At 50.8% G+C, this 20,510-nt stretch carries 12 protein-coding genes; 11 read left to right on the top strand and 1 reads right to left on the bottom strand.

Translation table 11 applies throughout. From position 1 onward, the window contains the following. The first annotated feature begins 1 nt into the window (after position 1). The 11 genes from HP566_RS15090 (at position 2) to HP566_RS15040 (ending at position 20,058) form a co-directional block, all read left to right on the top strand. Entirely contained in the window at positions 2-1,312 is a 1,311-nt protein-coding gene (locus HP566_RS15090) for a hypothetical protein (protein ID WP_249978103.1), read from the top strand. A gap of 333 nt (positions 1,313-1,645) precedes the next feature. Continuing rightward, positions 1,646-1,876 carry a hypothetical protein gene (locus tag HP566_RS15085; RefSeq protein ID WP_249978102.1) on the top strand — a complete coding sequence of 77 codons (231 nt, stop codon included), beginning with the start codon at positions 1,646-1,648 and terminating at the stop codon, positions 1,874-1,876. Further along, a complete protein-coding gene (locus HP566_RS15080) occupies positions 1,873-4,548 on the top strand; it encodes an FtsK/SpoIIIE domain-containing protein (RefSeq protein ID WP_249978101.1) in 2,676 nt (891 codons plus the stop codon). The genes HP566_RS15085 and HP566_RS15080 overlap by 4 nt, the downstream gene beginning before the upstream one ends. Next, the gene (locus tag HP566_RS15075; RefSeq protein WP_249978100.1) at positions 4,545-6,308 is read left to right on the top strand and encodes a Card1-like endonuclease domain-containing protein; all 1,764 of its coding nucleotides are present in this window, start codon (positions 4,545-4,547) and stop codon (positions 6,306-6,308) included. The genes HP566_RS15080 and HP566_RS15075 overlap by 4 nt, the downstream gene beginning before the upstream one ends. After that, complete coding sequence (locus HP566_RS15070; protein WP_249978099.1) at positions 6,305-6,781, top strand: VWA domain-containing protein; 477 nt, start codon at positions 6,305-6,307, stop codon at positions 6,779-6,781. Before HP566_RS15075 ends, HP566_RS15070 begins: the two co-directional genes overlap by 4 nt. Continuing rightward, the gene (locus HP566_RS15065; RefSeq protein ID WP_249978098.1) at positions 6,772-7,512 is read left to right on the top strand and encodes a PP2C family serine/threonine-protein phosphatase; all 741 of its coding nucleotides are present in this window, start codon (positions 6,772-6,774) and stop codon (positions 7,510-7,512) included. Before HP566_RS15070 ends, HP566_RS15065 begins: the two co-directional genes overlap by 10 nt. Further along, a complete protein-coding gene (locus HP566_RS15060; RefSeq protein ID WP_249978097.1) occupies positions 7,505-8,848 on the top strand; it encodes a serine/threonine protein kinase in 1,344 nt (447 codons plus the stop codon). Before HP566_RS15065 ends, HP566_RS15060 begins: the two co-directional genes overlap by 8 nt. Then, the gene (locus HP566_RS15055; RefSeq protein ID WP_249978096.1) at positions 8,845-12,213 is read left to right on the top strand and encodes a DEAD/DEAH box helicase; all 3,369 of its coding nucleotides are present in this window, start codon (positions 8,845-8,847) and stop codon (positions 12,211-12,213) included. The genes HP566_RS15060 and HP566_RS15055 overlap by 4 nt, the downstream gene beginning before the upstream one ends. Beyond that, on the top strand, positions 12,207-14,162 hold the full coding sequence (locus tag HP566_RS15050) for a hypothetical protein (RefSeq protein WP_249978095.1): 1,956 nt from the start codon (positions 12,207-12,209) through the stop codon (positions 14,160-14,162). The genes HP566_RS15055 and HP566_RS15050 overlap by 7 nt, the downstream gene beginning before the upstream one ends. Before the next feature lie 2 nt (positions 14,163-14,164). After that, entirely contained in the window at positions 14,165-16,705 is a 2,541-nt protein-coding gene (locus tag HP566_RS15045; protein ID WP_249978094.1) for a chromosome partitioning protein ParA, read from the top strand. Next, the gene (locus HP566_RS15040) at positions 16,702-20,058 is read left to right on the top strand and encodes a DUF2357 domain-containing protein (RefSeq protein ID WP_249978093.1); all 3,357 of its coding nucleotides are present in this window, start codon (positions 16,702-16,704) and stop codon (positions 20,056-20,058) included. The genes HP566_RS15045 and HP566_RS15040 overlap by 4 nt, the downstream gene beginning before the upstream one ends. A gap of 344 nt (positions 20,059-20,402) precedes the next feature. Here HP566_RS15040 and HP566_RS15035 read toward each other — a convergent pair. Further along, the coding region (locus tag HP566_RS15035; protein ID WP_249977300.1) for an IS3 family transposase at positions 20,403-20,510 on the bottom strand (108 nt) is incomplete at its 5' end.

Genomic DNA, 20,510 nt, shown 5'->3' with positions numbered 1-20,510 from the left:
AATGGCACAAGTTTCTATTGGGCAAGTGGAGAATCTGGAAGACCTCGTGCGCGGGCTACAGTCAGTGCGCGAGGTACTAGAGGCCGCTTGCCGCGAACAAGTTGCCGTTGCGGCGAAGAAATACGCAGAGGTTCGCGAAGAGGTGCAGAACAGCGCAAGCATGTTGGAAAGCGCCATTCAGAAGGAGCAAATTGCAAAGCAAAATATTGACCTCGCTGAGTGCACGCTCGATAGCAGTCAAAACTCACTTTCTTCTGCCCAATCTTCGTTATCTTCTTGCCTTGCTCAGCCGTACGATGACGATGAGCGTTGCCCGGACTGCTCTGGGGACTACTCTGCTGTTGCCGAAGCGGAAGCCGCTGTTGAGCAGGCTCATGGCATGATTGAGCAAGCAAGAGCAGAGCTTGAGGTGGCCGCAGGGGATCGCATATCCATGGAGCAGCGTGTGGATCTTGCGAAGCAGGCACAGGCGATAGCGGAACATACCCTGGAGCAGACCCAACACGAATGCAGTACACGCTTGGCAACTGTCGATCAATCGATTGAACTCGGCACCGCGCGCCTGTGTTCCGCGCAAGGGGCACTGGACGCCTATCTCGCAACAAATCCACCCGCGGCGCAATTCTATGCTTGGTTGAAATGGGATCCAGTTAAAGTTGGTCGTCCCGTGACCCCAGATATGTTGCGAGACCGCATGAATCTTCCGTCAGAGCAGAGACGATTTTTGCAGGAATATCTTTACGACTGTAATCCAGGGTATCGCATGCAGGTGGATGGGTATCGGAACCAGTGGGCAGCCGCCAAGGGTGATGCAGAGCGAAACATCGTCGCACGTAAGGCACGTATACACCTGAGTGGTGAATTCGGGGAGCAAGTGGTTCGGCATGCACTTGCGCCACTTGGCGGCCGTATCGAGACGCAAGGGCGAACCTTTGTTGGCGACAACGGACGCTACACAAAAACAGATTTACTGGTCACCGACTTGCGGGTTCCGGTCATTCTGGGTCGTGGCGACGGCATGGGGGCGCCTGTGGGAGGCTCGATGGCATTCGAAGTGAAATGCGGCAAGGCGGAATACCTCTATTCGCAGAAAAATCACATGATTTTCCAGGCCGAAGGACACAAGCAAGCAGATGCGCAATGCACTCTTTGCTCGCGAGACATCCACGATTTGTCAAAAGAAAAACAGAAAGAACTGCGCGATGCCCTGCGCGAAGCTGGCTCACCAATGGTAGGAATGCTACCAAGGAAAAATAAAATAGATCAGTCTTGTCTTAATTTCATCCAACAAAACGAGGAGGCGCGGTCATGAGAATACGTTTCGCCGTTGTAAGCCCAGAGCTTCTGCCGCGAGTACGAGCTGAAGTTGACGTCCTCCAACGTGCAGTCAATGCGGGAGATATGGATGGCGTGGATACGGCCACCGCACGCCTCTTGGAGCTAACAGTTGATTGCAGATCGATTGAGTTGTCCGAGGGAGAGTGGCGCGCATTCGTAGACGAAATCAGGGCCAAGAACCCTGAGTTCGAATCCAACTACTTAGTGCCTAGCACTATTTGTGCCCCCTTATTTCCCATAATCTCAGTAGCTAGCGACTATGTTCTCGAACTTCCAATTGACGGTGATATGGAAGGGGAGGATGTCAATGTTTGATGAGGTCTTTGGAATGGCTGCAATGTGTGCTGGAAGCTTCCGCGAGGGAGTGCGTGATACTTTCGGCGCATCCATTGTTGACGATGTACTTGATCCGATCCTCAAGGAGGTTGATTCGCTTCGCATTTTCAATGCTGATTTCCAGCAGAAAACGTTCGACATTGATCGCACCTTGAATGACGCGCGAGCTCTCCAGTTCGAAGACAGCGGGTGGACTCGATGAAGGCAAGCGCGAGAGATTTTCAAGATGTGATTGCCAAACTACACAAGGTAATAGCGGACTATCAAGAAGGTTTGGCGCGCATCGACCGCGAATTCAACGCCACTAAAAAAGCATTAAGCGAGGATCAGGAGCGTAATCTGAGAGTCAGAAAATCGAATTGGCAGGCAGGCTTTGCCAAAGAATGGGAAAAACACGCAACTGCGATAGCGCAGGCAAGTTCACAGCTAAGACAGCGTCAGCCCGCTTTGGTAGATTTTGGTGTAGATAAACCTTTGCTGGCATCGGAAATTCCAGCAGGTCTTGTGGTTGGCTCGCAGCAGGTCTCTTTCGGCCAGCTCTCTTTGCATGTTCCTAAGGTCATCTCATTTCCTTTCTCCAGCGCTCTTTTTATGCCGCAAAGCGATGCAGAGCAAAAGCGGCTCGCACATTGTCTCTTATTACGGTTGCTGTCGGCTTTGCCACCCGGTCAAGTGGAGTTGACGCTGATTGACCCACTACAGCAGGGACAAGCGGTCGAGCCGTTCCTGCCATTACTGAAGGTTGAGCAATTGGTGCCGCAAGGTCATGTTCTCACTCGGTCGGACGAAATAGAGGCTGGGCTTGGCAAGCTGACGGACGAAATTGAGGAGATGATCCAGCAGAGGTTCACTGAAAAGGCATTCAACTGGTCGGAATACAATGCGATCAACCCTGAAGCACCGTTGCCTTACAGAGTAGTGCTGCTTTTTGATATTCCAGAGCAGCTATCGGACAAATCTCTCTGGTTCCTTGGGCGCATTTGCGAGAACGGCCCACGTTGCGGTGTGTTGCCTATCATTTCTATTGATGGGCAGCGCATGGAAGACAGACGATACGAAAAGTTCAGCGCCACGCTAAAAAATTCGACCACACAACTGGATGAGCTGTTGCAAAGTGCCGGGACTGGCGATCTGTCATTCACATATCAGCCGGAGCAATGGCCGCGACCTGATGTGCTGGATCGCTTTATGGCAAGGCTCGTTGAAGATTGTGTTGCTAATACGCGCTTCAAGAAAACAATGCCTGATCTCTGGGCAGGTTTCGTTAATGGAGAAACGACCCTTGGTGGCTTTGATATTCCCATTGGCTGGACCCCCGCTGGCGACTTCGCCAGCCTGAGACTAGGCGCGACGGATTCCGAGCATCATGCGCTACTTGCGGGGAAGACGGGCTCGGGTAAATCCAATCTACTCCATGTTTTGATTCACACGCTATGCGAGAAATATTCGCCCGAAGAGCTTGATCTTTATCTGCTGGATTACAAGGAGTCGACGGAGTTCAATGTTTACGCAACCCCGCCAGTCCCGCATGCCCGCCTTGTCGCTACGGAAAGTGATCCTGAGTATGGCGTCACTGTGCTGCGGCATCTTGTAGGTGAACTGGAAATACGTGCCCGCTTGTTCAAGTCCGAAAATGTCAACAATTTCGCCGAATACCGAAAATCAAGCGGAGTACGGTTGCCCCGCGTCCTGTTGGTCATAGATGAATTCCAGATATTGTTTTCAGAAGGTCGCCAGGTTGCAGAAGCCGCCGAGCAGCTGCTCTCGAAGCTCCTGAAACAAGGGCGTTCCTTCGGCATTCACATCCTTCTGGCTACTCAGACTCTTAAAGGCATCAACGCACAGTCCCTCGGAAGCATCATCACCCAGCTGGGATGCCGTATTGCACTGGCTTGTGGGCAGGAAGATTCCGCGATGATCCTCGGAAGTGGTAACTGGGCAGCCGCTGACCTGCGAAGCCCACCTGAAGGCATCATCAACAATGCCAACGGTGCCAAATCTGGCAATGTGAAGTTCATGATTCCATTCGCCGGAGAAAGTGAACATCGGCGCGATTTGCTCATGAAGCTGATAGGGCGTTCTCGTCTTTCTGGGGCGGCCCCCAAAACGAAAGTCTTTAGCGGAGCATCCCTTCCTCAGATGCCGTCTCACTCTGAATACCAGGCAGCTTTTGCGCACGAAGAAGCACTTCTTTTGGGCGAAAGCCTTGCATTCGATGCAAGCCCGTTGTCGGTGCCACTTACTCGTCGATCCGCGTTTAATATTCTATTTAGCGGCTACAACGATCACATTCACGATGGCCTCCTGGCTACTATGCTTTCTAGCTTTGCTTTCGCAAACAGCTTTGACGAAATTGTATATTTTAATGCACGTGGGGTCTCTCCGGGAGGAGGGTTCTCCACCGCAGCGCAAATGCTCGGTGCACGCTTCAAAGAGTTCGATGATATTTTCGCGCTGCCATTGCAAGCGATATCAGACAATATTGGGAATCGCCGCATCGCATTAATTATCGATGGCCTAGATGCCGAGAAAGCGCTACAGCCTGCCCCTGCGTTTAGATCGCCCAAGCCTGGTGAGCCACCAACCCCAGCTGACCTGTTAAAGCGTATCGCCGAGGATGGCCCTAGGAAGGGGACGTTTGTTTTTACGTTTGTAGAACGTTGGCAGCGCTGTGGCAGCACCTGCAAAGATCTTTTCTCCTCTTTCGAATTACGAGTAGCGTTTTGTATGAACGAAGACGATGCCGGATCGCTGGTGAGTGGCGGTATTGGTAAGTTTAAAGGCATTGAAAAACCGAGCCGAGCTGTATTCGTAAACAAAATGACGAATGACATCACATGGTTCCGCCCCTATGTTCAGGAAAGCATTCGATGAAGACATTTCTGCTCACATGGTATGGAATCACCGATTTTCGCGCGTCTCTGGGGTTTGATAATACCGATGGTCCTATTGCCGGCGCTCTTGCGGGTGCGTCCTATTCGGATGTCGTTATCCTGGGTTACACCCGAGCGGACAAAGATTCCAACGAGCTGGTCGAAGCGCAGAAGACATTCGCGCTTGAGTTGGCGTCGATACGAAACACGGGACAACAGGACGATTGGAAGGCTACTGGTCAGTTTGTCTCTAAGTTCGCCAATACCACTGTGGCCCATGAATATTTTGAGGCTTGGCTGAAAAAGAAAGTCGCCGCTCTAGGCTGTGACGCAAGCATTCGTTTAAAAAGCGAAAGGCTTTACCGACTCAATGACACCGAAGGCATTTATGCAGGCGCGATGCGGACGCTAGATGAGGTGGAAGGGGAGCCTGGGGAAAAGTTTGTCACGCTCTATCTTAGCCCTGGAACCCCGGTAATGGCCTTTGTCTGGGCGCTTGCGGCGCTGGGCTTTCCTGAACTTAAAAAAAGGCTCTTAGCATCGTCGGTTATTGGTAAAGCACCTGAAGTCATAGCTTTGCCTTCCGAGTGGCTTGATCGACACGGCGCAAAACAGGCTGTGATCCGAGATATCTCTCACGGGTTCGATGTGACCTTTCATCTGTTTGGTGAGCAACGGATGCCAGCCTTGTTGAGTATCCGGCAATTTGAGTCGGCGGATCACATTTTTGTGAATTCAAAAGACTACCCTGCTACGTGTATGCGAGCGTTTATTGGCTCCCGGGACCTACATGAATTCCCCGTTGATCCTTGGGATGATCGTGCCGTTCACAAAAAAATCACTGAGCTGGCCAAAAAATTCCCAGAAAAAACACGAATTGGAATCAATTTAACCGGTGGCACAAAATTGATGTTTGCAGGCGCGCTTTCTGCTGCGCGCGAGCTTGGTGCCGTTCCGTTTTATTTTGATAGTAAGAATCGTCGCGTTACTTTCATTGATAGTGTTCGGCGCGAAAAAATCAGGCAGATTGATTCAATAGAAACCTTTTTACGCCTCAATAGCGACGAGTTGGAGATCGCCGGTAGTTCTGTCATGAATGAGATATCGCCGAATCGTCAACTTCTGACCAAGACTCTCTGGATACATCGTGACAAGGTGCGCAGATTTTATAGAGAACTGGCTGACTATAACGATACATTCAAACCATTCGAAATCTGTCGTGATGGTTTCAATTTCAAGCTGGATGACATGGAGACAGCATCCGTCCAGGGCTACGGATTGGATCAGGTATTTGAGAAATGGCCTGATTTCGCTAAATACCTGTCTGGTGGATGGTTCGAGGAATTTGTTTATTTTCAATGCAAGCCCTATGAAGATGCTGGCGTCATCCAGGACTTGCGCATCAATGTCAAGCTTGATTTGAATTCAGGAGAAGCGAAAGGCTATTCGAGCTTCGGTGCTAAATATAACGAGTTGGATATCACTTTTACCGACGGCTACTCGCTTTATATTGTGGAATGCAAGGCGGGCAATGTAACGCAAGAGCAGGTTATGAAGCTGCAAAACCTTGTGCGCTTCTACGGAGGAAGTGAAGGTCGCGGCATCGTTGCCTGCTGTGTTCCGCCAAATACTGATTCGGTCAAGAAAAAAATCAAAGATGCCAGACTGACGCTTTGGGCTGGTGCATCACTTTCTGAGCAGATAAAGATAGTGATGAACAACATCACTGCGCGAGCTGAAGCGATAGAGGCAAATACGTGACGATTCATCTGATTTGCGATATTTCTGGCAGCATGAGCGACGGTGGCAAGCCCTTCATCCTGAGGACATTGGTTACAAGCATTGCGCAATGGGTTTTGTATGGCTATGGGCATGCAGAGGTTATTTTGTGGGCTTGGAGCACTAAGGTGGAGCGTATCTCTGACTGGAGCCCAAAGAGCGAATTTCCGGTTGAACTCCTTTCATGCTCAGGAGCTACAAATTTTTCCTCACTCATTCAAACGTTTGATAGCAAGCTCGACGGAAAGGTTCTGCTACTCACTGATGGGTTCTGGTCTCGGGATGATGTGAGAGCCCTAAAAAGGTGGGAGGGTGGTTTGCCCCCAGACACGCTGAGAATCATAAAAATTGGTGCAGATGCGAATCCTCAACTCAAAGGGCCTGAGCTGTTCTCTTCCGACGATTTATTTGCTGCGCTCGACGGCTGGCCTCAAGAGGATGAGGAATGGATGTAACGCTTTGGAAAAGCTTTGGCGCAAGCGTCCGCGGTCCAGCTCACATTGCTGAAGGCTTGCCAAACCAAGATGCATGGATGCCGTTTCACCGTGCCTGGGGGGATGGTGTAGTGGTTTCCGATGGAGTTGGTTCAAAACCATTCTCCAATTTTGGAAGTAATGCTGCGTGTCTTGCAGTAGCTTGTGCTGCATTGGCGTGTCGCGTCCATGCGGATATGTCTAATGCCCAAATTGATCGTGTCTTCCTCTTTGAAAAAATAAAAACTAATTGGCTTTCCATTATTGGACCGCTTGAGCCGCGAGATTGTTCGGCCACCTGTCTGTTTGCCATCCGAATCGGTGACGGATTAATCCACTGTGGGATGCTGGGTGATGGACTTGCCGCAGCTATCAAAGCTGATGGTGCTGTCATGTCACTCTCTGAAGACAAAGCCCACGGTTTTTCAAACATCACCACAGCGTTATCCCCAAATGTGTCGCCGAAGGACTGGCAGTATTTTTCGCTGCCGGAGGAGGAATGTAGTGCAGTCTTGCTGTGCACCGATGGTATAGCTGACGATTTGAATAATGTGGATGGTTTTGTAACAGGTTTTGTTGATGGATATCGTTCACTGGCCGCGTTAAGTGCCAGTCGCCATGCGCGTGAAATGCTCGAAAAATGGCCTACACCCAAGCATAGTGACGATAAGACGCTCGCCTGCTTGTGCCGTGAGGAATTTGCAGATGTCTAAATTTGATGAGGCTCTATCATCAAAACCGCTTGCTGACGAATACGGTAATCAGCATTACCTTGTCGATGAACTTGCCCGAGGTGGTCAGGGTGTAGTTTTCCGCACCAAGGATGCAGATTTAGCTATTAAAAAACCACTCAAAGATGGTCAACCTGACAAAAGTGCCAACCTTCGCGAACGCTTTCAGAACATCCGCTTGTTGCCCATACCTGCCCGCGTTCCGGTATCTCTGCCCCTTGCCATCCTACGTGATGAGCCAGGCTATGTGATGCGGCTATTGAGCGATATGAAGCCATTCAGTATGTTCGAATTGAATGGCAAAGCGAAGAAGGAACTGGAAGACCGAAACACGGTTTTCCCCCAATGGCTGACCGCTATTAGGGATAAAGAAATGGCACTACGGCTCCTGCATTACGCCAATACAGGTTCTACTCGCCGGCGCCTTTTTGCGCTTTCCAAGTGTGCGGCCATTCTTGCCCGACTCCACGGTGTCGGCTTGGTCTATGGCGACATCTCGACCAACAATGCGTTCGTCAGTGAAGGTTCTGCTGGCGATGTCTGGTTGATTGATGCTGACAATATGCGACTTGAACTACCAAGCGGTGGCGTTTCCGTCTATACGCCAGGTTACGGCGCGCCAGAGCTGGTTCAGGGGCGTGATCAGTCCCGACCGCGAACGGATTGCTGGGCATTCGCGGTGATGGCTTTCAAGTTGCTGGTGCTGTGTCATCCCTTCATTGGGAAGAAAGTCCTGGAGCCTGATATCGAGGAAGGTGGTTGGGACACCGATCCAGAAGCGAATGAGATGTCTATGGATCTTGATGAGCAGGCATTTGCTGGCTACTTGCCGTTCATCGATGACGAAGATGATGATTCCAATGTTGGCATTGGCGGCCTGCCACGCGCACTGGTCACAACACCGGGACTCCGTCGCCTTTTTCAAGAAGCCTTCACTGGAGGCCGAGAATACCCACACAGCCGCCCCGCGATGGCATTCTGGGCATTGGAGCTTATCAAGGCAGCCGACCATTCACTGGATTGCTCCGAATGTAGGATGAGCTATTTTGCTGATGATCACGAGAGCTGTCCTTATTGCGGCAGCGAGCGACCCGCCTTCATCCGTGTTCAAACGTCACGTTGGGAAGTTTTGACTTCTGCCAGCACCACAGAATTTGCCCTGCCGCACCGCCTGTTTTACCCATTTTCATTCGAGAATCATGACGACATGGAGTACGAGGCCGTACTGAACTTCGCGGCCAAAACCGCTGATCCCGCGCGGGGCACGAAAGGCTTTCCTGAAAACCTAACTTTCAAGTTCGTAGAGGGCGGTAAATGAAGTTTCAAGACATTCCCGCCCACATCCTAAGCCTCCGTGTCAAGCCAACAACCAATATCTCAGCTTTGCAAGAGCAACCCGTATTTTCGGTGGATACGCGACCAAGCCGTGCTGATGAATTTGAGATCCGCTTAAAAGACACCGTTGTCTTCGTTCGCCCTGTCCTAGCGGCAGACATTCGTCGCCTCAATGCCGATCTGGCTAGCGGGCGCGCCCTGCTGGCGCAACTGGCCAGCCCTGCTGTAGATGGCAGCGTCGAATTGCAAATCGCATTTTTCACAGGTGACTGCCTGGAAATGGGCGATGTCGATATCGGTGTAGACGAATATGTAGAAGACGGGCTGAGGAAGGCGGGGTATGACTTCAAGGGTGAGCGCCTATACGAGAAGCTTGATCATCTCTGCTGCTTTCGCCAAGACGAAAACGCATTTTTCTTTTTGACCGCTGGTCCCGCCATTGATGAAGAATTGAAGCCAGGTGCGGAGAGCTCGCCCCAGGCCGCAGGGGCTGAGCCAACCAGAGAAAGTTCATTTTGCATCACCGGCGACGGCATCCGCTTCGTTGCTACTGAAAAAGCTGTGCCGGATGGCAATTCCATCTTCATTGCCATCCGTCTGACTGTACGAAGGAGGGCCCCCGACCGCGCCCTGCGCTTGGTCAAAGGCAAGCTGCGTTTTTTGGATTGGACGCGGGTGGGGCAAGTGCAAGTTCTCGCCAAAGCGCAAATGGCAGCACTCACACAGGATGATGGAAGCTATTTGAAAAAGTGGGACGAGTTTGGTGAGGTGGAAGGTGAGCTACTTCTCAAACAAGCACGTGCAATCGGTACGCTGCAATTCACGGACATGGAGCAAAGGCGAGACGGGACTGTTACTGTTCGCATCGTCGACGCCTCTGATTCAGCCCTAACTATATTGACTGAAAATAAAGTACCAGAGCTCGAACTTGTCGATGAACTGCCAGACTATTTGCTGAATGAGCGCTTGAGTTTCAAAGAGTTTGAGAAAGGCATAAAAAGTGCTGCGGATGTCGAGAAGATAATCGGAGAAAGATTCGTACAGAGCAAAGAGTGGGCTTCTTTTGCAGTTATAAGCTTTGACAAGGAAACCTGCTCACTTGCGCTCAAAACCGAGACCCTGCACTCGGCATCCGGTACGCTCATTCTCTCACTCAAGGGTGATGTTACCCAAATTGAGCGTCGCATGGCCGCCCGTCAAGCGATCCTGGAGGGGCGAAGTGCCAACCCTCAGCTGGGTTTATTGATTGAAGAGCATGGTCAAATTGCACAAATCCGTGAGCCGCAAAAGACCCCACCGCTTACGGCGTTTGTCAGAAAGAAAGTTTTTCGCAATGACCCAACGGTAATGCAGGAAAAAGCCATTGAGGCTGCGTTGAACACGCCCGACATCGCTCTCATTCAAGGCCCGCCTGGCACTGGCAAGACCACCGTTATCGCCGCGATTTTAGAGCGCCTAAACGAAATGGCAGACAAGCGCGGCGCGCGTGTCAAAGGTCAAATTCTGTTAACGGGATTTCAGCACGACGCAGTGGAGAACATGATTGAGCGACTTTCACTCAACAGCCTGCCTGTGCCGAAATTCGGCAAACGATCAGGTGCTGCGGAAGATGATTACAGCGCTTTCGAACGCAATCTTGAAGACTGGTGCTTTAATTTGGCAGCAGATCTGCGCGAGCGTAACCCGCAGCTTGCTGAGGTGGAGCAGGAAAGGGAAATCAAAAACTTATTCTTGCAATATGTCCAGGCACCTACTCGCCCATTAGCCGCCAGTCTTGTCAGGAAAATCTCCGCGCTTGGCATTTCGGTGCTTGGCGAAGATGATGCGCGGCGGGCGGAAAATCTGGGTAAGAACTTGACGCGGGCAGAGCTACTCAACGTCGATTCAGGTCAATGCCTTGATGCTGCACGCCGTCTGCGCGTGCGCTTCGAAAGTTTTGCTGATGATGGCGCGGAAAGGGCGGCGGACGCTCTGGTTGACCTGAGTGATGTTCTTGAAATAAACGAACGCAAGCTGCTCGACGAAGCCAGCCTTTGGCGCAGCGAAGATGGCCCGCCGTCGTTTTTGGAGGAGTTGGGAGCCCTGAAAAGGAGTCTTCTTGTCCGTTTTACTAGGCCGCCGGTTTTTCGCGTGGACAAACAAAACGACGAAGTGATCGCGCTGGCGGAACGTGCTATCCAGCTTATCAAGACAGTAGGGCACTCAGCTAAAGACAAAAAATCCGCGGCGCTGGTGGAGTTTTTGGCCGAACTCGAAGGCAATCCCTATGGAATGATGGATGCTGTTTCTGATTACAGCTTTGCTTTTGCAGCCACTTGTCAGCAAAGCGTAAATAGGAGGATGCAAATGCAGAAAGGCCTCACCGGGCGTGATGCCAGTGAGAACTTGAAGGGGATGGAGTACGAATATGTGATCGTTGACGAGGCCGCGCGGGTATCGCCTCGTGACTTGATGGTGGCGATGGCACAAGGCAAGCGCATTATTCTAGTGGGCGATCACCGGCAGTTGCCGCATATTATCGACGAAGAGGTGGCTCGCCAGATGGAGGAAGGCGAAACGGGTCAGAGCGAAAATGTTTGGCTTAAAAAGTCCATGTTCCAGTATCTTTTCAGTGACCGTCTAAAAACGTTGGAGGACGGCGACAAATTCCCTCGCCGAGTCACGCTGGACAAGCAATACCGCATGCACCCGCTGCTGGGCAGCTTTATCAGTCGCAATTTTTACGAACGCTTCGACCCCTCGGAGAAATTCGAATCTGGGCGGCCTGCAAGTGACTTCGCCCACACGCTGTCTGACACGCACGGAAAGCCCGTTGTTTGGTTTGATGTTCCAGCGGTCAAAGGCGGACACCAGCGCAACGGAACCAGTTGGACGCGCCCAGCAGAGGCCACCGTCATTGCCCGCCAGTTACAGGCGTGGATGAGGTCGGATGCGGGGAAACATCTCTCCTTCGGTGTAATTTCGTTCTATAAGGCGCAGGCCGACACCATCAGGGAACAGCTTAAAAGGGAACTCGGCGGGATCGCGAGCGATGACAAACAACTACGTGTCGGAACGGTGGACTCCTTCCAAGGCATGGAGTTCGATGTTGTTTTCCTCTCTATGGTGCGGACCTTGCCGCAAAACTGGAAGCCAAAGGGTGATGACAGCGAAAAACAAGCCAGAGGACTGTTTGGACATCTCTGTCTTTACAACCGTCTCAATGTCGCCATGAGCCGTCAAAAGAAATTGTTGGTAGTGGTAGGTGATGCTGGTGCGTTGCAAAGCCAGCTTGCGGAGGACTTTGTGCCGGGATTGGTGGATTTTCTTCGCCTCTGTAAGAGTGAAGGCGTGGTGCTGCCATGCTGAGGCTCCTGGACTACGGCAAGCCCAATCCCTTCAGTGGCATCATCGGCAAACCACGCAACCTCGCATGGCCGGTGAACGCGTATCGCGTGACCTTGCCCAAAGGTTCAAACGATAGCGATGGTTTGAACGCATTTGAACGTGTCATCCTGAAATTGCTGAATGCTGTCGGCACGCTGGATGCCGTAGATCTGGCTGCTGAAACCTGCATTCCGCTTGATTTAGTCAAGGGCATTCTTCTGCGCTTGCAGGACAAAGGATTTATTGACGAATACAATGCCATCATCATGCAGGAGCATGATGATGGCTTAAAATACGAAGACAATGCTTCGGTCTTCGTTACCGCGCTTTTGTTCCGCGAACTCGTCACCGGAAAAATCCTGCCTTTCCTGCATTGGCTGGACGATGCGAAACCCTTGCAGAAAAAGGAAGGCGAGGATAAAGATTTTCGAACGATCCGTTGGGATTCTACTCACAGAAAAAACACGCCCACACCACGCGATGTCATCAACGCATTGCGGGGCATGAAGAAACGCGCAGCAGTTTTTGGCATGGAAGAAAAGATGCCACCCGCCCAGCAGATCACGATAACGGCCGAATCAGAGCTATATCACCTCGACTGCCCAATCGCCATTCAGAAAATCGATAGCGAGTTCCGCATTGCCGACCCGTTTGGTAATGGATTTTCGTTGATTCTTGAAAAAGCCTTCGAGCAGCTGCTGGAGCGAGATGATAACTTGGCTGGATGGCTGCTCACTTGGAAACAATTACTAAGTAGTGCTCGTCCCGAAAAACAGGACGTCAGACCAAAAGAGCCGTTCGAGACGGATGCCAACTGGCAACGCTACCCGAAGCTCATTGCCAGTTTAAGACCTGCAAGTAATGCAGAATTTCGAACCTTGGCCAAAATCCACGCCGCCATAGAATGGGCGCTGTTCTATGCCTGTTGTATCCGTCCATTCAAAAATATCATCACAACACTCAGATTCACCGAACAGAGCCGACACGCTGCACTCCTGGTGCAAGCAGCGCAAATTATAGGGGGTGAACTGCCCTCGCAAGGCTTCAGGCCTATTCGTGAGGGTAAGTTGCGGGAATTCGAGGCCGGGGGCGCCTATCAAGAGACAGTTCTTGCCATCGCTATGCTTCAGGCGCGCAATGACGCAGGGCACCCCTTGCATCGGATTGTCGCCGCGTATCCAGATCTCATAAACCGTCTTCTTGCCATCAGTGCCAAGCGCAACGAAAAAGCACATGGCAAGGGTGGCGCGGATGCGCCGCGGCAGGAACCGACAGACGATCTGTTCATGCGCACAGTCGTTCAATCGCTCGTCCCGGACATTGTGTTTGCTGACAACCCAGCTGCCACACCGGATAAGGACGCACAAGGTGATGCACTGCTAGATGCCCGCGCCAGCGTTCAGGCGGAGTTTGGCTTCAAGTTGTTCAACCGCCTTGGCATGAACGTGCAAGAGCGGCTGGTTCACGCGGAGCGTTTTTTCCTGTTTTGCCATGATGAGGATGATGCTTCTGCCTATGTCGGCGACCTTTATGCAGTAGCCCAAGCTTCATTCGAGAGAGTTTTGGCAGGTAGGCTTCCGCCCGATACCAGTGACACACAACTCATCGGTACGGCTGAGGTTAAGGCTGTTGAGGCTGAACTCTGCAATGCCTTATCCGAAAGTTTGCGAACCGTCAAAACACGGGTTGTACGTCAAACGCTGCAGGGTGGCAGCCAATCTCTCGGTGCTTGCGTCATCGCGTTACTGCTCGTGTCTGATGAGGGTGCACTTACCGCAATTCACGACGCGCAGCCAACCTTTGTGGACGATATGACAAACCTCATCACTCGGCGCGGGCATGGCAACGAGCCACTGCCATTGTCTAAAGCAGAAATTGCGAAGCTTCGTAAAGCAGCCTTCTCAACGATTAAAACACTTATAGAGCAATGACAATGGAAATATCAGAAAAAGACGCTGTTCTAAAACAGCGAGAAGCTAGCTTGCTCGAAAAAGAGAAACAGACTCGTGATGACCACTTGGCTATTGAGGCGGAAAAAATCAAGCTGGTTGAACAAGAGAAACAGATTCGCTCTGATCGTCAGATGATTGAAACAGAGAAACACAAGCTGACTGAGCGCGAGAGGAGCATCGTTATTGCCGAACAAAAGCGCGATGCAGGCTTCGCAGATGAACGGGCAGCCTTGCACAATGAGTTGCGCGACAAACGCAATCAAGCAGAAGCGGACATATCGAACATCAGAGCAAGGAAGCTCTCCGAGCTTGACGATGAAATCGCCAAACTAAAAGCCACGCGACTGGATGACATTGCGAATTCTGAAAATTTCGAGCGCGAACGAGTTCGTGCGGAAATAGCCAAAGAGCGCGAATCCTGGACGAATCAACAGGACGAAGCTCGCAATAAATTGAATGCCGAGCGCACTGAATTTGAGAGACAGAGGGGTGCGCTATCTGCGTTGCAGAGTGAATTTGAGGGTCGCAAGGTAGAGCTTGAAAGCGCTGAGAAGGTGCTCGAACGTAAAGAACAACGGTTGGAGCAGCAATGGCAGAGACGCAATGAGCAACTGCAGGATGAAGTAGAGGAACAAATTCAGGAGCGCCGCAAGTCACTAGAGGCCGCGGAGACTAATTTCAAGACGGAAAATACTCGACTGCGTGAAGCTCTGAATATTCAGACCGGGCTTATCAGTGCGTTTGAGCAATTGAAACAGCAACTCGGCGGGAAAGACCCCGCAGAAATCCTTCGCGCACTGAACAGCCAAACCGACGAACTCAAGCGCTTGCGAGAAGAGCTTGCTACCCGACCCACCGAGGAAATACGTGAGCGGTATCTCGCCCTTGAATCGGAAGCCAGGAACCAGAAAACACGTGCAGAAGAGCTAGAGCGGCAACTTGTCACTAATGAAGCGTCGATTGCCGAAATTGGTGACCTGCGCCGTCAAGGTTCGGAGCTCAACGCCGAGAACAAATCTTTGGCGCAACGGGCGTCCATCTTCGAGGGTGCAGCCAACGAAGCGCAAGCCGAACTCAACCGTCTGCGTGCGCCCTATGAGCGTCCCGCCGAAGCGGAAGCCCGTTACAAAGAAATCGAGATGCCGCACATTAGTATGGACAAAATTAAACAACCCGTGAAATCTGAGATTGATGAGATGACTTGGCTCACGGGCATTGGCAATGCCTGCGAAACATATGGATTGCATTTCAACCCGCGCATACTTAAAGCTTTTCACACAGCGCTCAAAACAGCTGAATGGTCGCCGTTAACTGTGCTGGCAGGGGTTTCCGGAACCGGTAAATCCGAACTACCGCGCCTGTACTCGCACTTTGGCGGCATCTACTTCGAGCCGCTTTCTGTTCAACCGAACTGGGATTCGCAAGAATCCATGCTGGGTTTCTTCAATTCCATAGACAACAAGTTCGATTCACAACCAATACTCCGCTTTCTGGCACAAAGTCAGCAGCCGTGGAGCAATGATTATCCGGGTTTGCAAGACGCAGTTTGCCTTGTTCTGCTTGATGAAATGAACCTTGCCCATCCGGAGCTTTATTTCGCTGAATTCCTCAGCAAGCTCGAACTGCGGCGTGGTAGGAAAGGCAATGATGTCCCGTTTATCCCAATAAAAATTGGTGCGGGCATGAAACCATATGAGCTTTCGTTGGGCCGAAATGTACTGTGGACGGGGACGATGAACCAGGATGAAACCACCAAGTCACTTTCAGATAAGGTGCTTGATCGATCCATCATCATCAACTTCCCGCGTCCGACGGAACTCAAGCGTCGCCTGAAGCTTGCTCCACTTGATGACAAAAATCGAGGCCCGGCGCTACACAAAACGTCGTGGCAGAGTTGGCTAGCGCAAGGCAGTAATTTTTCCGACGAACAGGTCAGCCCGTTCAAAAAATTCATTGAAGGAGTCAATGCCTCTCTTGCGGTCACAGGCCGTGCCCTCGGACACCGAGTTTGGCAATCCATTGAATACTACATGGCTAATTACCCGGATGTCCGTGCGGCACAGCGAGCATCCGATAAGGACGCGCTTGCTAGGGCGATGCATGTCGCTTTCGAGGATCAACTCGTGCAGAAGGTCATGCCCAAGTTGCGGGGTATAGACACGCGTGGCAAGAGCAAGACGGAGTGCCTAGACAAGATTCGCGGTCAGATCGTTGCAGGAATCAACAGTAATTCGTTCAATCTGGCCGAAGATTTCGATTTAGCCTGCGATCTTGGCTATGGTCAGTTTATTTGGCAATCGGCAAATTACCTTAACGTTGGCGATACCTGCCTTGATGAAAGTCGACCTATGATTGCTCTGGCGTCAGGCGGGATTGAAGAGCCACATCCGCTTTTTAGGCATACTGAAGATGAGGCCAAGCGCCTTAAGGCGTGGGCAGCAAAGACGCCTGAGCAACGAAATGATCTTAGTAGGAAGCTAGAAGATAATGCTAAGGCCGGAAGGATTCTACCCAAGTCATGACAATCAATTTGGAGAAAATATATTCCGACTATCGCGCTGAAGAAAAAAAAGCCCGTGCCATGCTTCTGCAGCAGGATTGGTATTGTCGGATTGCAGATTTTGACCCTAAGACTGGTGAAGCATTGCCGCAAGGGTTGTCGTCGGTGCTCGCAAGAATTGCAGATTATGCCTCATCAAAAAATGACGATGTAATTCGAGACCGCCTTTGGCGTATCGTTGATCACTGTCGTAATTCAATCGAGCGGTTGCTCCACGCTCTCAACGAAAGCCCACGCCGTGAGCACGCTGTGTTACCTGTGCACGCCGTGCGTGAGCTTGATGCCAACAGCTTCATGAAGCTCAGCAGTCGTCCAGGACGCACTATTAGGGAAAAGCTTGCGGGCAAGCCCTACATGCAGGCCGTACGTCGGTTTCAGTCTGTCAATTTGCCGGAAAACCGCCTGCTTAAGGTATTTGTTCGCCACTTGGTTGAACTGCTTGAACTTCGCCTAGATACGCTCGGCCATGAGGACGAACTTCTGCCAAAAATACAATCTTGGCTTCGTTCCGGAGATGCACAAGCCATTGGCAATTGGGACAACCTGCCGCCCAACAATACGCTGCTCTCTCACCGAGATTACCGTCGAGTTTGGGATGGATGGCGCTGGCTACAGGCCTTGGACGATGATGTCGCCGGCGATCTTGCTAAGCTTGATGCACGCAACAAAATGATGCATCTATGGACGCAATGCGCAAAAATGTGGGCTGCCGGAAAGCATCTATTTGCTGATGTGCCGCTTATTTTTGACTACGAGAAGTTTGAAATTCTTCCTTGGTCTTCAAAGCCACCCCTGTTCAATATATCAAGGAATAACATTTCACGGCTTATTCAGCGTTGCGTAATTACTGGTCCAGTTTGTGTTGATTTCACATCCTTACGTCCGTGCTACGCCAGCAGTGATGGTAAGGTAGCTCAGTTATTACCGGATACATTCCTATGGCAGCAATGGAGACGTGATGATGAGAGTGTCGATCTCGAACTTTTCCATTCGGATGCAGTTTGGCTTCATGCGCAATCGACTACTATATCTGCGCCAGACCTCTTATTTTCCAACGACAACACATCAGAGTGCTTCGACCGTGCCGCTCGCGCATTCACTAGTCGGCTGCGTAATATTTTCAGGAGTGACACGCTTTACTGGCTCGTCCCAGATGTTTTAAGCGACTTCGAGCTTGAAACTATTCGTCGCAATTTTAATGCCCGTTTCTCCAACGTTGAACCACTACCGCGCAGCGTAGCAGCCGTATTCGCACAGGCTGACTCAGCTAAAATTAAGGGGGAAGGTTATGCTATCGTTGTTGTAGATGTCATCGGCGGCAAGACCTGCGCAATCAAACTACTGGCCAGATTTGACGAAGACCTGAAAAAACGGCTTCCTATAACTCGCGGATTTTATTGGGAGCGCTGCCCACCAGTCATCATCGCCACCACGGATGAGGGAATAACTGACTCTCAAGAGTACGACATTCCCACGGTTGATGCCCGAGAACGGTGGCACGATGCAGTTCCGCCTACCAAGAGCGTGTTCATCGACTCTGAGTACCTTAAGCGTGACCTGCGTATCGGAAGCTTCGCGTTCTGCATCAATCTAACAGAGAGCCCCGTTGCAGGTGGCATCCGCCTCCATGCCTTGCAAGAACAGGCAGGTGATATTCCGCTTTGGCGCGATCATATTCCGGAGCTTTCAATAAAGGTGATGAAGGAAGGCCTCTACCAACGATTTCATCTTGTTTCGCGCGACACGAAGGTACAGCCTGTTCGCGGAAAGCCCGTGACCATTCCCATTGCTGAAGACTTCACGCTTCCAAGCGGAAAGTCGCATTACTCGTTCCCTCTCTACATTGGCAGCAATGCTTACGATCTGGGCTTTTCCGCACGTCTCAATAATCCATCCGCTTTTCCTTTAAAAAAAGATGTCTTGTGCGAATTAAACTTGACCTTTGAATACGGTGCGGACGATCCTTACAAACTCGTTTTCACTCCACGTGATAAGTCCTTTCCGCCCATTCGCGCAACGTGGCAGCGTACGGAAAAAGTCGTCATCACTGATGCCCCAGCACCGGAATATCCAAAGCCGCTGACTTGGGATGATTTGAAGATTTTCCCAAAGTCCGGCGGTAATGAAACCTCCGACCTGCTCGACTGGGTGCAGAGCGCGATTACACAGTTGGATCGCGATCTTTACATCCGCCCCAGGCCAAGAACAACTGGTGTGATAATTCAGAAATGGCTGACCGACAAAAAAGGTGGGCATTTTACCTTTGCCTCATGTAGCTCTACCAATGAATCTGTGTTCATCCATCAGAAAAGCTTTATTAGCGCATTGAACTTTGCCGATTTTGCAGAAGGGGAAGAAATATCATTCGAGCTTAGAGAGCGCCAAGGAAAATATTCTGGCTGGAAAGTAGCTGAGCCAGGATATGAGGAAACTGCATATCTGAAGAATATTGACAAAGAAGTTGAAAAAAAACTAATTGCTAGTATTCGAAAGAGGCTTTACTTCCCAATTATTCAGGTGTGGCGTGATGGTCGCTCGGTTAACGATTCAGCATGCCCACAAGATTTTGGCGCTATGATGAAGGCTAATAGGGATTATCTCGTTGCCCTATTGTCCGAAGATGAAATTCCAGAGTCAGTGAGTTCTGAAATTCGATGTCTGCTTTCCTATATGCATAAGGATGCAGATGAAGAATGTATTCAATGGATATTAGGGAAGATAAATAGTAGTAACATTCGTGAAAGGCAAGCGGTCGGCCTCGCGCTTGGAGATGTTTCGGAGCAGTGGCAGAAAGACATGCTTGACCAACTCGTTTCGAATCCAACACACAATTCCCTTCGTATCCTTTCATACGCTATCTGGCGAGAACAGCATTTCGTCTATAAGTTCAGTCTGACAGACTTTCGGCATATTCTGATAGTTATGAACACCATGCTTGACAAGATCAATCAATGCCCACCTCGTAAACACGAGAAAGACGTATGGACTGCTCGTAAATGGATTCGTGCTACAACCGAGCCACTTGAGCTTTTGCTAGGCCTGCTGCGCGCCCGCGCCTCGTCTAATCCTGAAATTAGGATGCTCCTTCAGCCGCATCAAAAAATTACCAAAGAACTTACGAAGCAGGTTGAGCGTGTGACGGATATTATTTTGCAGTCAAATATTCCACTCTTTTCTCGTGTGCAACTCAACATCCAGAAGCCGGAAGGCGACCGGACCCCCGACTTACTTTACGCGCTGCGTCTTTATCTCAGCGGTGATGATGGCGCGAACGCGATTCACATATCCAGTGTCTCTGATGATAATATTGATTAAGATTATTTAATTTTCATAGGTTATTGGGCTCATTGGGAGCGGTAAATTCCATTGCAAATAGGTATAGGTTATTGGGGGGCGTCTCCCCACTGCAATCCTACTGGTTTTACTGTTTGGACAGTTTTTTTACCTGTTGATGCTAATGCGTATATCGCTGAAGTAAGCCCGGGCTGACTTGGTAGGTGGTATCTGCGCCGTCACCCCTGATTGAGTAGCGCTACACTTTAGATCCTGTGGCGATTGCAAGGATCAGTCTCGTTTCATCGTTTTTTCAAGCCTGCTGAGGCGAGTGGCCTCAGGTCGCCTCAATCACTATATCCACTGGTTGAACCGCCCCGGATATTCTAGACACCTGTTAGGCTCTTAAAGTAACGCCTTTCATACTCAACCGGTGACAAGTTATCACTTGTGCCGTGTCGGCGCTTTGGGTTGTAAAACATTTCGATATAATT

It is taken from the genome of Vreelandella olivaria, from assembly GCF_023507745.1.
Taxonomy (GTDB): domain Bacteria; phylum Pseudomonadota; class Gammaproteobacteria; order Pseudomonadales; family Halomonadaceae; genus Vreelandella; species Vreelandella olivaria_A.
The sequence above is the reverse complement of the archived record's forward strand: the minus strand, read 5'-3'. Positions and strand labels throughout refer to the sequence as shown.